This window comes from Flavobacterium sp. FG19, from assembly GCF_057809475.1.
In genome coordinates, this window is record NZ_JBMDKA010000023.1 from 48,163 (window position 1) to 61,430 (window position 13,268).

The following is a 13,268-nucleotide window of genomic DNA, read 5'->3' on the forward strand; positions in this document are numbered from 1 at the left end:
TATTTATGTTTTCCTTTAAAGAATATACCCAGGAGATTCTGGCGACCTTAATTCTTCTTTTGGCTTTGGTCGCTTTAAGAATGATCGTTGCTCAGTTAATCAGACGTTTTGCTGCTACAAGCCACCTGTTAGAACATCGTACTAATCTGGTGATTAAATACATTCATATTTTAATGAATATTCTGGTAACGCTGAGTCTTATTGTAATCTGGGGAGTAGATACGAAAGATATTTTTATTACGATATCGTCTATTGCTACCGTTATTGGTGTGGCGATGTTTGCACAATGGTCTATCCTCAGCAATATTACTTCGGGAATGATTTTGTTCTTTTCATTTCCTTTCAGGATTGGAGATACTATTAAAATTCACGATAAAGATTTTCCTATCGAAGCTGAAATTGAAGACATTAACACCTTTCATGTCAGTTTAAGAACCAAAGAAGGTGAAAAGATCATTTTTCCGAATAATCTGCTGCTGCAGAAAGGAATTTCGATCATGCCCGCACAATACGAAGAGAAAGAATTTTTTGACTAATTTTTAAATGGGAATTTTATAAAGTAAATAAGAAAAGCTAAAACGTTATAATTTAAATAAATTATAAAATTTGTTTAGCCTAATTATGTACTTATCTAAAATTTCATTTAAAAATGAACGACTCTGTAAAGCTGCCCTTTTACGCAAAACTTGCCTGTATACTGGTAAGTCTGATTTCCTTTGCTTATATATTCTGTATCGCCAAAGACATCATAACCCCTGTTTTATTAGCCTTTTTATTTGCTGTATTACTGCTTCCTGTTTTTACGTTTGTAAATACAAGGTTTAAATTTCCAAGACACCTTGCCGCAATTATCTGTGTTTTACTCTTTCTTTCTGCCATTGTCGGAATCCTGGTTTTTATTTCGTATCAGGTTACCTATATGGCTAATGATTTTGATACTATAAAAAAGAATGCTAACTCTTTTATAATTGAAATTCATAAGTTTATCAGGGAAAATTTTCAGGTCAGTATCGGTGAACAAAAAAAATACCTGGACACGGTTACCAAAGATTCAGTCAAAAACGGCAATGCTACTTTAGGCTCAGCTATTATTTCAATAAGCGATCTTCTTCTGGACAGTACTATTATCGTAATTTATACGTTTTTGTTTTTAATATACAAAGAACATTTTAAATTGTTTCTGGCTAAATTAATCAGTAAAGAAAACCATACAGTCCTTAGAGATATTCTTTCGCAGATAAAAGTCTCTATTAACAATTATATTGTGAGCCTCATTATCGAAATGATAGTGGTTTCGGTACTGACAAGTTTAGGACTCTGGATTATCGGTGTTAAGTATTTTATATTATTAGGTTTGATAACAGGTATTTTAAATTTAATTCCTTACATCGGAATTTTGATTGCGGGAATCATCACCATTCTCGCATCTCTGACGGGCTCTGCCGAGTTTTCGATAATTATCGGAATTCTGGTAGTAAACGCGATAGTACAGTTTATAGACAACAACCTGCTGGTGCCCTTAATTATAAATTCAAAAGTAGAAATCAATGCCTTTGTTTCTATTATTGGTATTATTATCGGCGGGGCCTCTGCAGGCATTTCAGGTATGTTTTTGGCCATTCCGCTTCTGGCTATTTTAAAGATTATTTTTGACCGGATTGAATCATTAGAACCCTGGGGTTATTTAATGGGAAATCATGTGCCCCGAAAATTTACATGGCGTATACGAAGAACCAAAACGCAGGAATAAATAATGACCCGATTAAGCAGATAATCGTAATAATTGTCTTAAATTCATAGAATAATCAGCCTTAAAATAAGTTTAAAAATATCTGAATGTTACGCCATAAAAAAATACTTATTTTTATTTGCTTATGCTTTTGTTTTCAAAGCATTTGTGCGCAGACAGATACTACCAAAAAAGAGAATCAGCCTAAAAAAGACAGTACCGAACTTTACAATAAAATTAAAAACTATTCTAAAAAGAATAAATTTACCCAAACCCTTCATAAACTTCTTTTCAGGTCTAAAAAACCCAGAAAAAAGGAAGAAATTATTGATCCTGTTGACAATGAAAGTTTCAACGGAAAAATTATTCGGAAAATCAATATCGTAACACTGGATCCTTTTGGGCATTCTGTTACTGATACTACTGCAAAACCAAGAAACTGGGGAGAAAGAACCGGAAACCGGCTTCATTTAAAAACAAAAAAAATTGCGATTTACAATTTGCTTTTGTTTCGAAAAAATACACCCTACGATTCCTATAAAGTGCAGGAATCCGAGCGTTTAATTCGTTCCCAGAGATATGTTACAGCAGTAAGGATTACTAACGAACTGACTGGCACCGCTTCTGATTCAGTCGATGTTACGATCCGGGTTTTAGATTCCTGGAGTACCATCCCAAGATTTTCCATTTCCAGCAGCAGGGTTTCGGCAGGTTTTAAAGAAAAAGATTTTTTTGGTACCGGTCAGCAGCTGGAATACCGTTTTACAAACCGGTTTGATGATGGTGCAAATGGCAATGACATTACCTATACCGTTCCTAATATCAAAAACACGTATATTGGAACAGTACTTCATTACAATATGGACCTCGAAAACAATTACAGCAAAAGTATTGATATTGAAAGGGATTTCTACTCTCCGCTGACGAAATGGGCCGGAGGTGTTTTTATCGGTCAGAATTTCAGAAAGGACAGTCTTCAGGCACCGGATCTAACTTATGCATTCCAGCCCGTGAAATACAATTTCCAGGATTTTTGGGTGGGTAAAGCCACCAAAATGTTTGAAGATGAAAATGAAGCCATTACCAATCTGATTACGTCTGCCCGTTTTTTAAATGAAAATTACAGTGAATCTCCGGATTCCTTATACGATCCAACGGATTATTATTCGGATGAAAAATTACTCCTGGCAGGAATTGGACTAAACAGGCGAAAATTCGTCAAAGACAATTATATTTTCAGAAATGGACAAACTGAAGACGTTCCTATTGGAAGGATATACGGAATTACATTTGGATACCAGTATAAAAACCGGATCTGGAGGCCTTATGCCGGAGCACAGTTTTCTTTTGGAAATTACTATTCTTTTGGTTTTTTAAGCATGAACTTTGAAGCCGGAACTTTCTTCCATCAGTCCAAAACCTATCAGACAGCTTATTTATTTGAATCCAATTACTTTACCAAATTATTTGATTTGGGAAACTGGAAGCTAAGACAATTCGTAAATCCTAAAGTGGTTATTGGAGCCAACCGTCAGGATTTTATAGGTGACCAGCTGGATATAAATGAGCGAAACGGACTCGCAGGATTTAATACAGCATTGTACGGAACAAGTAAAACTCTTTTGTCTTTACAAACACAAACTTATTCTCCTTATGCACTATGGGGTTTTCGTTTAAATCCGTTTTTTAACTATACGATTGCTTTTTTAGGAAGCCCCAATAATGCCATGTTTGACAGTAAACCCTATTCAAAAATTACTTTAGGACTGTTGATCAGTAATGACTATTTGGTATTCAGCTCCTTCCAGCTTTCTTTGTCTTATTACCCAAGTATTCCATTGCAGGGAGACAATGTATTTAAAACCAATACTTTTGAAACTACAGATTACGGATTACAGAGTTTTGAACTTGCTAAACCACGAATTGTGGATTATAAATAACAAAAATCCTTCTTTTTTTATTACTATTTTTTTCGGCAGCAAAAACATTAAAAACCAGTCTTTTAGAAATAACACAACCGTTATTGTATCGTCAAAATACATATTTTATCCGACGAAATACAATTGTTTTTTTATTTTTGGCACGGTATATGAAAATCCCTAAACAAGAGTAACATTAAAAACTTTAGAAAAGATGAAAACAATAAAAATAGCAATCGCCGGATTATTCCTTTTGGTTGCAAACGCCGCACAAGCCCAGGTATCCATTAACGTAAATATAGGAACACCTCCAGCTTGGGGACCAGCCGGATATACTGAAATGGAGTACTATTACTTACCAGACATCCAGGCTTATTATGATGTACGTGCAGCTCAGTTCATCTATTTTGGAAGAGGGAAATGGGTCAGAACAACTTATTTACCAAGACAATACAGAAATTATGATTTATATGGCGGTTACAAAGTAGTTTTAACCGATTATCATGGAAGAACGCCTTATGTATATTTTGACCGACATAAAGTAAAATATTATAAAGGATATCACGGAGCGCCTCAAAGGCCATACAAACCAAGACCTGTGTACGGATACAATGACCGTCGTCATGATCACAGAGATTACAAACACGATAAACATCATGGTAAACACGACCGACACGACGATGACCATCATCATCATGATGGTCCCGGAAGAAGATAACCTAGTAAAATCAATACTTTTGACGTAAAAAGAGGAAGCCAAAATTTGACTTCCTCTTTTTTTTACTAACTTTAATAGGCTATTTTAACAAAAAACGTGATGTAGAACGTAAATATTTGCTTTTCAACGACTATTATCATAATTAACATTTGTTTAATAGGATTAACATATACATTTGTCCAAAATTTAAAAATCCACTAAGAAAATTATGAAAAAGAATCTCTATTTATTTTCATTTTTAGCGATGTCACTTTTAATAGGCTGTGACAACAATGATGACTCGAACAACAATCAGTCAACAGAAGGCATTACCATTTCTACAGATGCTGCCGCCTTAAATCAGCGACTTGATTATACCAACTCTGGTGTAATTGCGATTGAAACCAGTTCTGCAACTGGTAAGACTACAGAAAACACGGTTACCTCGTTCCCTTTAGTTCAGATTGCCGAAGTAAAACCTCCGGTAGATGCAAATGGAAAAACATTACAGGCAAGCCATGTTACTGTAAACGGGAACTATGCTTACGTTTCATACATTACAAGAGGTGATGTTTATTCAGGAGCTATCGATGTTATTGATGTTTCTGATCCTTACAAACCAAAATTAGTTACCTCTGCCCTAATTCCTAATACTGATATTACATCACTTACGTACACAAATGGGAACCTGATTATTGGGGCTGCAAAAGATGTAGATAAAGATCCTTTACTAGGTTCTAATCCTGCAATTGTTTTTAATATGCCGTTAAGTTCAGGATTACTTACAAATCAATTGACTACTAATTATTTAGAAAGCAGGGTAACAACAGATGTTGCTGCCAACTCTTCTAATTATTTTGCGGTTACAGGAGATAATGGAAGTTTATTCAAATTTAGTACTTCAACTAAAGCGGTTACAGGAAGAACAGCTATGGCAGATTTACGTTCTATTGCTTTAACAAGTGATAAAGTGGTGACTTTGAGCGGAACTAAAGGAGTGAATATTTATAACCAGTCAACTCTTGCTTTGCAAAAAAGTTTTACAACCTCTACAGATGTGAGTGGTGCCAAAAGAACAATGGATATTGACGGAACCAAACTTTTAGTTTCTGAAGGTCCGGCTGGTCTTGGTGTGTATGATATCAACAGCGGATCTAAATTGCAAACTATCGCAATTGCGTCAACAGGCGAAGACAATGTTACCAATGCCGTTTCTGTAAACGACGGTTATGCATTTCTAGCTAATGGTGCTTTAGGTCTTAATGTTTACCAATCCGGAACACAGCTTAGCCTTTTAGGCTCGGTAGGAATTGCCGGTTCATCTAACTACGTAAAATCAAGCGGTAATTATATTTATGTTGCCAGTGGAACAGGTGGTTTAAAAATCATTAAAATGGAAAAACCAAGTACCACATTTGCAAGCTGTTCATCCTATGGTTTATATAATCAGGGCAAAGATTTAATTTTGAACTCGAATGAAATTAAATCTTATCAGGGAGCGACTTCTATAAATTCAGCCATTGTGAATTCTGGTGCAGTATTAACACATTGCGGTGCGATCTCTGTTTTAAGCAACTTAACTTTAAACAGCGGCGGTACATTTAATATGAGAGGAAGTTTATCTCAGGGGAAATACTTTCAGGCTAACCCAACAGAGCTTATTATTAACAGCAATGCGGTATTACAGATTGAAGGTTCTGTTGTAATCTGGGGAGATTTAAGATTAAACAGTGGCGCTAAAATTAATTTCATTGGAAACGGTTCTTCTATTACCATTTATGGAAAAGTGACCAAAGGAAGCAATGTTACGATTACCGGAAATTATAACGATACGGAAAACAAACTAAAATAAAGTTTTTTAAGCATTTAACTGCTTTTACTACAGGAAGCTGTCAGAGATAATCTGACAGCTTTTTTTGTTTTTATACTTAAAAAATGGGTATAATTATTGTGCATTAACATTTCATTTAAATATTGTTCCATAAAATTATTAGTATTTTTGAAGCTATTTCAAAAAACAATTCAATCTTACCATGCAAAAAATACAGGTTTCTTTTCTTCTTTTATTTTTTATAGGTTTTCAAATTTCGTTTGCCCAGCAGCCGCAAAAACCCAATTCTGTTGAAATTTACAATCAAATCAAAAAGTTAAACTTTTTAGGATCTGTATTGTATATAGCGGCCCATCCAGATGATGAAAATACCAGAATGATTTCGTATCTGGCCAATGAAATGAATGCAAGAACGGGCTATTTATCGTTGACCCGAGGTGATGGAGGGCAAAACCTGATTGGTTCGCAGTTACGTGAATTATTAGGCGTTATCAGAACTCAGGAACTAATAGAAGCCCGAAAAATAGACGGTGGAGAACAGTTTTTCTCAAGAGCCAATGATTTTGGTTTTTCTAAAAATCCTGCAGAAACACTTCAAATCTGGGACAAAGATAAAGTGCTGGCCGATGTAGTCTGGACGATCCGAAATTTTCAGCCGGATATTATTATCAACCGCTTTGACCATCGTTCTCCGGGAACTACTCATGGCCATCATACTTCTTCGGCTATGTTAAGCGTCGAAAGTTTTAAACTTACCAATGATCCTAAAATATACCCTGAACAATTAAAATACACAACTCCATGGCAGGTAAAAAGACAATTCTTCAACCCTTCATGGTGGTTTTACGGAAGCCAGGAAAAATTTGATGCCGCCAATAAATCTAAATTCACGAAACTGGAAACCGGAGTTTATTATACCGGAACAGGAAAATCTAATCAGGAAATCGCTGCTTTAAGCCGAAGCCGCCATCAGTCACAAGGCTTTGGAAGTACGGGTGTACGTGGTTTAGAAACTGAATATCTGGAATTAATTAATGGAGACAGTCCTAAAGACAAAGACAATTTATTTGACGGAATTGACACCAGCTGGAACCGTGTACAAAATGGAAAACCAATTGGGGATTTAATTTCATCTATTATAGAAAAATACAATTTCAGCAATCCATCTGCGAGTATTCCTGATTTGGTTAAGGTTTACACTATGATTCAGGCTTTAGAAGACAATCACTGGAAAACTTTGAAATCTGCGGCGGTAAAAAACATCATTGCATCCTGTTCCGGTTTATACCTGGAAGCTGTTGCCAGCGAACAGGAAGCCACTCCCGGAAGTACTGTCAAACTAAGTCTGGAAGCCATTAACAGATGTTCTGCAGACATGGAGCTGGTGAGTGTTACTACCCTGCCCGATCATAAAACAACCGTTCAGAATAGTGTTTTAAAAAACAATAACGATCAAAAAATCAATCTGCAGCTGCAGCTCCCTGTTGATATTGAATACACACAGCCTTACTGGTTAAAAGAAAAAGCAGGTGTTGGTATGTACACTGTTTCAAATCAGCAACATATTGGGATACAGGACATTATTCGAGAAGTTAAAGTTATTTTTAATGTAAAGATAAACGGAGTTGAAATCCCGTTTGAACGTACTGTAGTTTATAAGTATAACGATGGCGTTAAGGGAGAAATGTACAATTTCCTTGATATTGTTCCTGAAGTTACTTCTTCTATTTTAGAAAGGGTTTTAGTATTCAGAGATACTAAAAGCAAAATGGTACCGGTAAAAGTACGTGCCGGAAAAGATGATCTTAAAGGAAATCTGCAATTAGAACTGCCTAAAAGCTGGAGTGTTTCACCAAAACAAATTCTGTTTTCATTAGATAAAAAAGGAACTGAGCAGGTATTTTATTTTGAAGTTACACCTCCGGTAAATCAGGAAGAAGCTGTAATCAAAAGTATTGCTGTAGTGGACAACAAACGTTTTGACAGAGATCAGACCATTATAGACTTTAATCATATTACCAAGCAGCTGGTTCTAAAACCAGCTGAATCAAAATGTGTCAGAATTGATTTAAAAACTTCTGGTGAATCCATTGCTTACATTATGGGTGCCGGTGACGAAGTTCCGGAAAGTTTAGCGCAGATGGGATATAAGGTTTCTATTTTAAAACCGGAGGAAATTACGCCGGAAAAACTGGATTCTTTTAGTGCTGTAATTACCGGAATTCGCGCTTACAATACAGTGAATGCCTTAGCTAATAAACAAAATATACTGTTCAATTTTGTGAAAAGCGGTAAAAATATGATTGTGCAATACAATACCAACGGGAAACTGGTAACCGATAAAATTGCTCCTTATCCTTTAAAATTATCAAATGATCGTGTAACCGAGGAAAATGCAAAAGTAACTTTTCTGGCCCCAAATCATCCTGTTTTAAATACACCAAACAAAATTACATCTAAAGATTTTGAAGGCTGGACGCAGGAACAGGGACTGTATTATCCGGATGAATACGATGCAGCGTTTACTCCGGTTATTTCTTCACATGACAAAGGCGAATCAGCTAAAAACGGGGCGCTTTTGGTAGCACAATACGGAAAAGGCTATTACATTTATACCGGACTGAGTTTTTTCAGAGAACTTCCGGAAGGCGTTATGGGAGCATACAGACTGCTTTCCAATATCATTTCTTTAAAACAGCCCTTAGAAGCTCCTAAACAAGACTTAAAGCAATAATTAGACTATGGAAGCTAAAAAAACAAAAAAATGGAAAAAAAGCTATACCTATGTTTTGGTTGCTAACGCAATCTATATCGCTATTTTTCTTTTAATCATGCAATTATATTCATAACCTATGCAGCTATTTGACTGGATCGTACTTATTGTAACCCTTTTATTCATTGTTGGATATGGTTCATGGAAAACCAAAGGAAGCAAAAACGTTGAGGACTTTATTTTAGGAAACAACGAAACGCCCTGGTATACCGTAGGGCTTTCTGTAATGGCAACTCAGGCCAGTGCCATTACTTTTTTATCTACACCGGGACAGGCTTATCATGACGGAATGGGCTTTGTTCAATTTTATTTCGGACTGCCTATTGCCATGATCGTTATATGTGTGACTTTTATTCCATTATATCACAAAAACAAAGTTTTTACCGCTTACGAGTTTCTTGAAAAACGATTTGATGTAAAAACCCGTTCACTTGCGGCCATATTATTTTTAGTACAGCGTGGTTTAGGAACAGGACTTACTATTTATGCTCCGGCCATTATTTTATCAGCATTGCTGGGCTGGAACCTTACGGTCATGAATATTATCATTGGAGTTATGGTGATTATTTATACCTTTTCGGGAGGAACAAAGGCTGTAAACGTTACGCAGAAACAGCAAATGTTTGTTATCATGTCCGGAATGTTTATTACATTTTTCCTGATCTTACATTATCTACCCAATGATATGACGTTTACCAGTGCACTGCATATTGCCGGTGCCAATGATAAAATGAATATTGTTGATTTCTCCTTCGATCCCGAAGAAAAATATACTTTCTGGAGTGGAATAACAGGTGGATTCTTTTTAGCTCTGGCCTATTTTGGTACCGATCAGTCTCAGGTGGGAAGATATTTATCCGGAAAATCAGTTGCAGAAAGTCAAATGGGATTAATCATGAACGGACTTTTAAAAGTTCCGATGCAGTTTTTTATTTTGCTTACGGGAGTTATGGTTTTTGTGTTCTTTCAGTTCAATCCCGTTCCTCTGAACTTTAATCCCAATAATAAAGTTTTAATCGAAAAATCAGCTTATAAGAACGAATACAATGCTTTGGAAAATAAACTGGTAAAACTTTCCGAAGACAAAAAAGTAATCAATCTGCTTTATATTGACCAGCTCAATCAGGATTATGACAATCCAATTTTGAGAAAAGAACTTGTAGCTTTATCAAATAAAGAAAAAGACCTTCGCGACCGTGCTAAGGAAATCATTTCTAAAGCCGATAGTAACAGCGAAACCAATGATAAAGATTATGTATTTTTTCACTTTATTTTAAATTATCTGCCAAAAGGATTAATAGGTTTACTGTTAGCTGTTATTCTTTCAGCAGCCATGTCATCAACTGCTTCAGGACTCAACGCTTTGGCTTCTACAACTGCTATTGATATTTACAAACGAAACCTGAAAACAGAAAAATCTGAAAAACATTATTTAAATGCTACAAAGTTTTTCACCTTGTTCTGGGGCGTTATTGCGATCCTTTTTGCCTGTGTTGGAACGTTGTTTGAAAACCTTATACAGCTTGTGAACATAATTGGTTCCATTTTCTACGGAACTGTTTTAGGGATCTTTCTTGTTGGTTTTTATCTTAAACGGGTTCAGGCCAAACCAATGTTTATTAGTGCCATTATCAGTCAGCTCACGATTTTTGTGATTTATTATTATATGATCTACAGTCAGGAAAAACTGGGTTATTTATGGCTTAATTTTATAGGCGCAATCTTAACCATCGTATTATCACTTTTATTGCAGTTTTTATTCTTTAAAGGGAAAACTGACGACAATGATCTGCTTTTAGATAATTAAATTCATAATCCAAAAGCAGAAAAAATGATATTCTGTTTTTACTAACAGAATAAAAACAGATACAGTTCAGGACTTTTAATAGTTCTGAACTTTTTTTATTTATAAAGAATAGAAATAAATTTAAGTACAGTATGCTTTCTGTGAAGAAGCTGTAGAAAATGATAAAATCTTCAACCACAAAACAATTATTCTTTATATAATAATCAAAAACACTATTTTAGTATTTCCAAAAACCAATAAACCGAAATGCTAAATGAAAATTTCAGATAATATTGAAAAATTACTTCCTTTAGGCTATCTCTTCCTTGTGGTAATGGGAATACTGAAGGAAAGTTTTTTTTATTACCAGTTAGGCATAAACATTTTAAAATACTCCAGTATCATGGACATTTTGATAAGCCCAATTGCTGAATTTACCTCACATCCTTTAATCCTAATCTGTATTATTTTACTATTTGTTCTTCATTTTTATCTTCCAAAACTTCTGTCTAAATACCATCACCTTAAGTTGGTTCAAAAAACATTTGAACTTAAAAGTACGGGTGCTCTATCGGATGAAGAAACCAGAAGTTATTACAATACAGTAGCGATAAAAAGTCTGATAGGTCTTCTTTTTTCATTTTTCTTTGGTTATGGAATTGCAGGAGGATATTTTACTTCAAGGCATATTAGAAACAATACACTGGAGTACAATCACAAACTTGAATATACTAATGGTAAATCAGAACTGATTTATTTAATTGATACGAACAGTCAGTATTATTTTTACATCAGTAAAGGAACAACCGATATAAGAATAACGCCTTTGGGAAACATTCAGACAATAGAACTGATCAATAATAAGATTCTGAAAAATGGTGATTTTGCATTATAATATCTCTATCTTTGAGAGGATCACTTCATAAATAAAAGCATTATGAAAGAACAAAAGAAATACAGTAATAAAACAAAGGCCGCTTTTGTTCTGTTAATTGTAATGCTCATTATTTTATTGGGGAACTTTAATACGCTTTTAAATTCTAAAAATGTAAATGAAAATATAAATGCGATTTATAAAGACCGACTGGTTGTAGCGCATTATATTTTTCAATATTCCAAACAGCTTCATTTTATAAAAGCTGAAGCTGAGAAATTGGATTTAAGTGACAACATCAAGAAAACTGAAATTATACATACCCTTGATATTATTCATGATATTGATAATTTGTACGCTAAAACGGTTTTAACCAACAAGGAAAAAGAGCACTTTGATGCTTTTTTAAATTCCTGTAAAGAAATCAACAAACAGGCTGAAGATAAAAACTGGAAGAAAATCGCCAATTCCAGTTCTGAAGCCCTGAAGACATTAGAATCCCTATCTCAGATACAAATCCAGGAAGGCAAAGCAAAATTAGCGGCGGCTAATAGCATGTATAGTAAAAATAATAGCCTTGGACAGCTTCAGATTGCCTTATTAATTATTTTGGGCGGCATTACTTTTTATCTGTTGATTGTAAAGAAAATAAAGAGAACCATCAAAATCCCCGAACCGCCCGGACTGAATTAAACAGGTATCATCGTAATTTCCTGTCTTCTTCCTTTATCTGAAGATCGTTGATACTGGCAAATCTTTTCTGCATTAAACCATTAGCATCAAATTCCCAGTTTTCGTTTCCATACGCCCTAAACCACTCTCCTTCAATATTTTGATATTCATATTCAAAACGTACAGCAATTCTGTTATCAGTATGTGCCCAATATTCCTTTTTAAGCTTGTAGTTTTTTTCCTTTTTCCATTTTTCAGTCAAAAAAAGAACAATTTCTTCCCGTCCGTTTACAAACTGATCTCTGTTTCTCCATTCGCTGTCCGGAGTATATGCTTTTGAAACCCTTTCCGGATTCTGACTGTTCCAGGCCTCTTCTGCCAGTTGAATTTTTTCTATAGCTGTTTCCAAAGTAAAAGGCGGCAGCGGTAATTTCTGTTCCATACTATTTCTAAATTAAAGTTTGAAGTATTTTTTTTGATCTTTCTATTAACTCGTTCGATTTAAATAACTGACTTTCGATTATACAGCTTTCAAACAACAAATACACATGATCTGATAATTGATCGTCCTTTAAGATATCCTTAAAATAAGTCCGAAGATCCTTTTTATGACTTTGAATAACACTGAGAATCTTACTGTTGTCGGATGGAATTTCTGAAAGTATATTTAAGAAACTACAGCCTCTGAAATTTTCTTTTTTGTTCATAAAAATCAAAAAATCAAAAGAGGCAGAAACTTTAGAATTGGAATCTTCTGCAGATAAAGTAAACCTTTGCAGTTCAGCAAACCAAAAAGAATGCCGCTGATTTAAGAAAGCAGCACACAAATCTTCTTTTGATTTAAAATGCTGATAAAAACTGGCCTTTGCAACTTTGGCTTCCTCAATAATTTGATTAATTCCCGTGGCGTTATAACCTTGTCTGTGAAATAAAACAAAAGTCGTTTCTAAAATTCGTTCTTTAGGCTGCATCTCATGTTACGTTTAA

Annotated in this window: 11 protein-coding genes; 9 read left to right on the plus strand and 2 right to left on the minus strand. The window is 34.8% G+C overall.

Features of this window, described 5'->3' with window-relative positions; translation table 11 throughout:
* The first annotated feature begins 5 nt into the window (after positions 1-5).
* The 9 genes from ACODST_RS20340 to ACODST_RS20380 all read left to right on the plus strand — a co-directional run bounded on the left by ACODST_RS20340 (position 6) and on the right by ACODST_RS20380 (position 12,302).
* Positions 6-536: a mechanosensitive ion channel domain-containing protein gene (locus ACODST_RS20340; protein WP_488933917.1), complete on the plus strand. Its 531-nt coding sequence runs from the start codon at positions 6-8 to the stop codon at positions 534-536.
* Between the two features lie 113 nt (positions 537-649).
* Positions 650-1,750, plus strand: coding sequence for an AI-2E family transporter (locus tag ACODST_RS20345; protein ID WP_488933918.1), 1,101 nt, complete (start codon positions 650-652; stop codon positions 1,748-1,750).
* Positions 1,751-1,836: 86 nt separating this feature from the next.
* Complete coding sequence (locus ACODST_RS20350; protein ID WP_488933919.1) at positions 1,837-3,669, plus strand: hypothetical protein; 1,833 nt, start codon at positions 1,837-1,839, stop codon at positions 3,667-3,669.
* Positions 3,670-3,862: 193 nt separating this feature from the next.
* A complete protein-coding gene (locus ACODST_RS20355; RefSeq protein ID WP_488933920.1) occupies positions 3,863-4,366 on the plus strand; it encodes a hypothetical protein in 504 nt (167 codons plus the stop codon).
* Between the two features lie 208 nt (positions 4,367-4,574).
* A complete protein-coding gene (locus ACODST_RS20360; RefSeq protein WP_488933921.1) occupies positions 4,575-6,197 on the plus strand; it encodes an LVIVD repeat-containing protein in 1,623 nt (540 codons plus the stop codon).
* Between the two features lie 181 nt (positions 6,198-6,378).
* Positions 6,379-8,910, plus strand: a complete 2,532-nt coding sequence (locus ACODST_RS20365) for a PIG-L family deacetylase (RefSeq protein ID WP_488933922.1) — start codon at positions 6,379-6,381, stop codon at positions 8,908-8,910.
* A gap of 118 nt (positions 8,911-9,028) precedes the next feature.
* Complete coding sequence (locus ACODST_RS20370; protein WP_488933923.1) at positions 9,029-10,756, plus strand: sodium:solute symporter family protein; 1,728 nt, start codon at positions 9,029-9,031, stop codon at positions 10,754-10,756.
* Between the two features lie 253 nt (positions 10,757-11,009).
* Positions 11,010-11,630, plus strand: coding sequence for a hypothetical protein (locus ACODST_RS20375; RefSeq protein ID WP_488933924.1), 621 nt, complete (start codon positions 11,010-11,012; stop codon positions 11,628-11,630).
* Positions 11,631-11,672: 42 nt separating this feature from the next.
* The gene (locus ACODST_RS20380) at positions 11,673-12,302 is read left to right on the plus strand and encodes an MCP four helix bundle domain-containing protein (RefSeq protein WP_488933925.1); all 630 of its coding nucleotides are present in this window, start codon (positions 11,673-11,675) and stop codon (positions 12,300-12,302) included.
* Positions 12,303-12,309: 7 nt separating this feature from the next.
* Here ACODST_RS20380 and ACODST_RS20385 read toward each other — a convergent pair whose 3' ends face one another.
* Positions 12,310-12,723 carry a DUF1348 family protein gene (locus tag ACODST_RS20385; RefSeq protein ID WP_488933926.1) on the minus strand — a complete coding sequence of 138 codons (414 nt, stop codon included), beginning with the start codon at positions 12,721-12,723 and terminating at the stop codon, positions 12,310-12,312.
* A 7-nt stretch (positions 12,724-12,730) separates the two neighbouring features.
* Complete coding sequence (locus ACODST_RS20390) at positions 12,731-13,252, minus strand: TetR/AcrR family transcriptional regulator (RefSeq protein WP_488933927.1); 522 nt, start codon at positions 13,250-13,252, stop codon at positions 12,731-12,733.
* Positions 13,253-13,268 lie beyond the last annotated feature (16 nt).

What these genes read in the sequence shown, in the direction of transcription:
- ACODST_RS20340 (WP_488933917.1), top strand. Translation starts at nt 6, where the DNA reads ATGTTTTCCTTTAAAGAATATACCCAGGAGATTCTGGCGACCTTAATT.
- ACODST_RS20345 (WP_488933918.1), top strand. Translation starts at nt 650, where the DNA reads ATGAACGACTCTGTAAAGCTGCCCTTTTACGCAAAACTTGCCTGTATA.
- ACODST_RS20350 (WP_488933919.1), top strand. Translation starts at nt 1,837, where the DNA reads ATGTTACGCCATAAAAAAATACTTATTTTTATTTGCTTATGCTTTTGT.
- ACODST_RS20355 (WP_488933920.1), top strand. Translation starts at nt 3,863, where the DNA reads ATGAAAACAATAAAAATAGCAATCGCCGGATTATTCCTTTTGGTTGCA.
- ACODST_RS20360 (WP_488933921.1), top strand. Translation starts at nt 4,575, where the DNA reads ATGAAAAAGAATCTCTATTTATTTTCATTTTTAGCGATGTCACTTTTA.
- ACODST_RS20365 (WP_488933922.1), top strand. Translation starts at nt 6,379, where the DNA reads ATGCAAAAAATACAGGTTTCTTTTCTTCTTTTATTTTTTATAGGTTTT.
- ACODST_RS20370 (WP_488933923.1), top strand. Translation starts at nt 9,029, where the DNA reads ATGCAGCTATTTGACTGGATCGTACTTATTGTAACCCTTTTATTCATT.
- ACODST_RS20375 (WP_488933924.1), top strand. Translation starts at nt 11,010, where the DNA reads ATGAAAATTTCAGATAATATTGAAAAATTACTTCCTTTAGGCTATCTC.
- ACODST_RS20380 (WP_488933925.1), top strand. Translation starts at nt 11,673, where the DNA reads ATGAAAGAACAAAAGAAATACAGTAATAAAACAAAGGCCGCTTTTGTT.
- ACODST_RS20385 (WP_488933926.1), bottom strand. Translation starts at nt 12,723, where the DNA reads ATGGAACAGAAATTACCGCTGCCGCCTTTTACTTTGGAAACAGCTATA.
- ACODST_RS20390 (WP_488933927.1), bottom strand. Translation starts at nt 13,252, where the DNA reads ATGCAGCCTAAAGAACGAATTTTAGAAACGACTTTTGTTTTATTTCAC.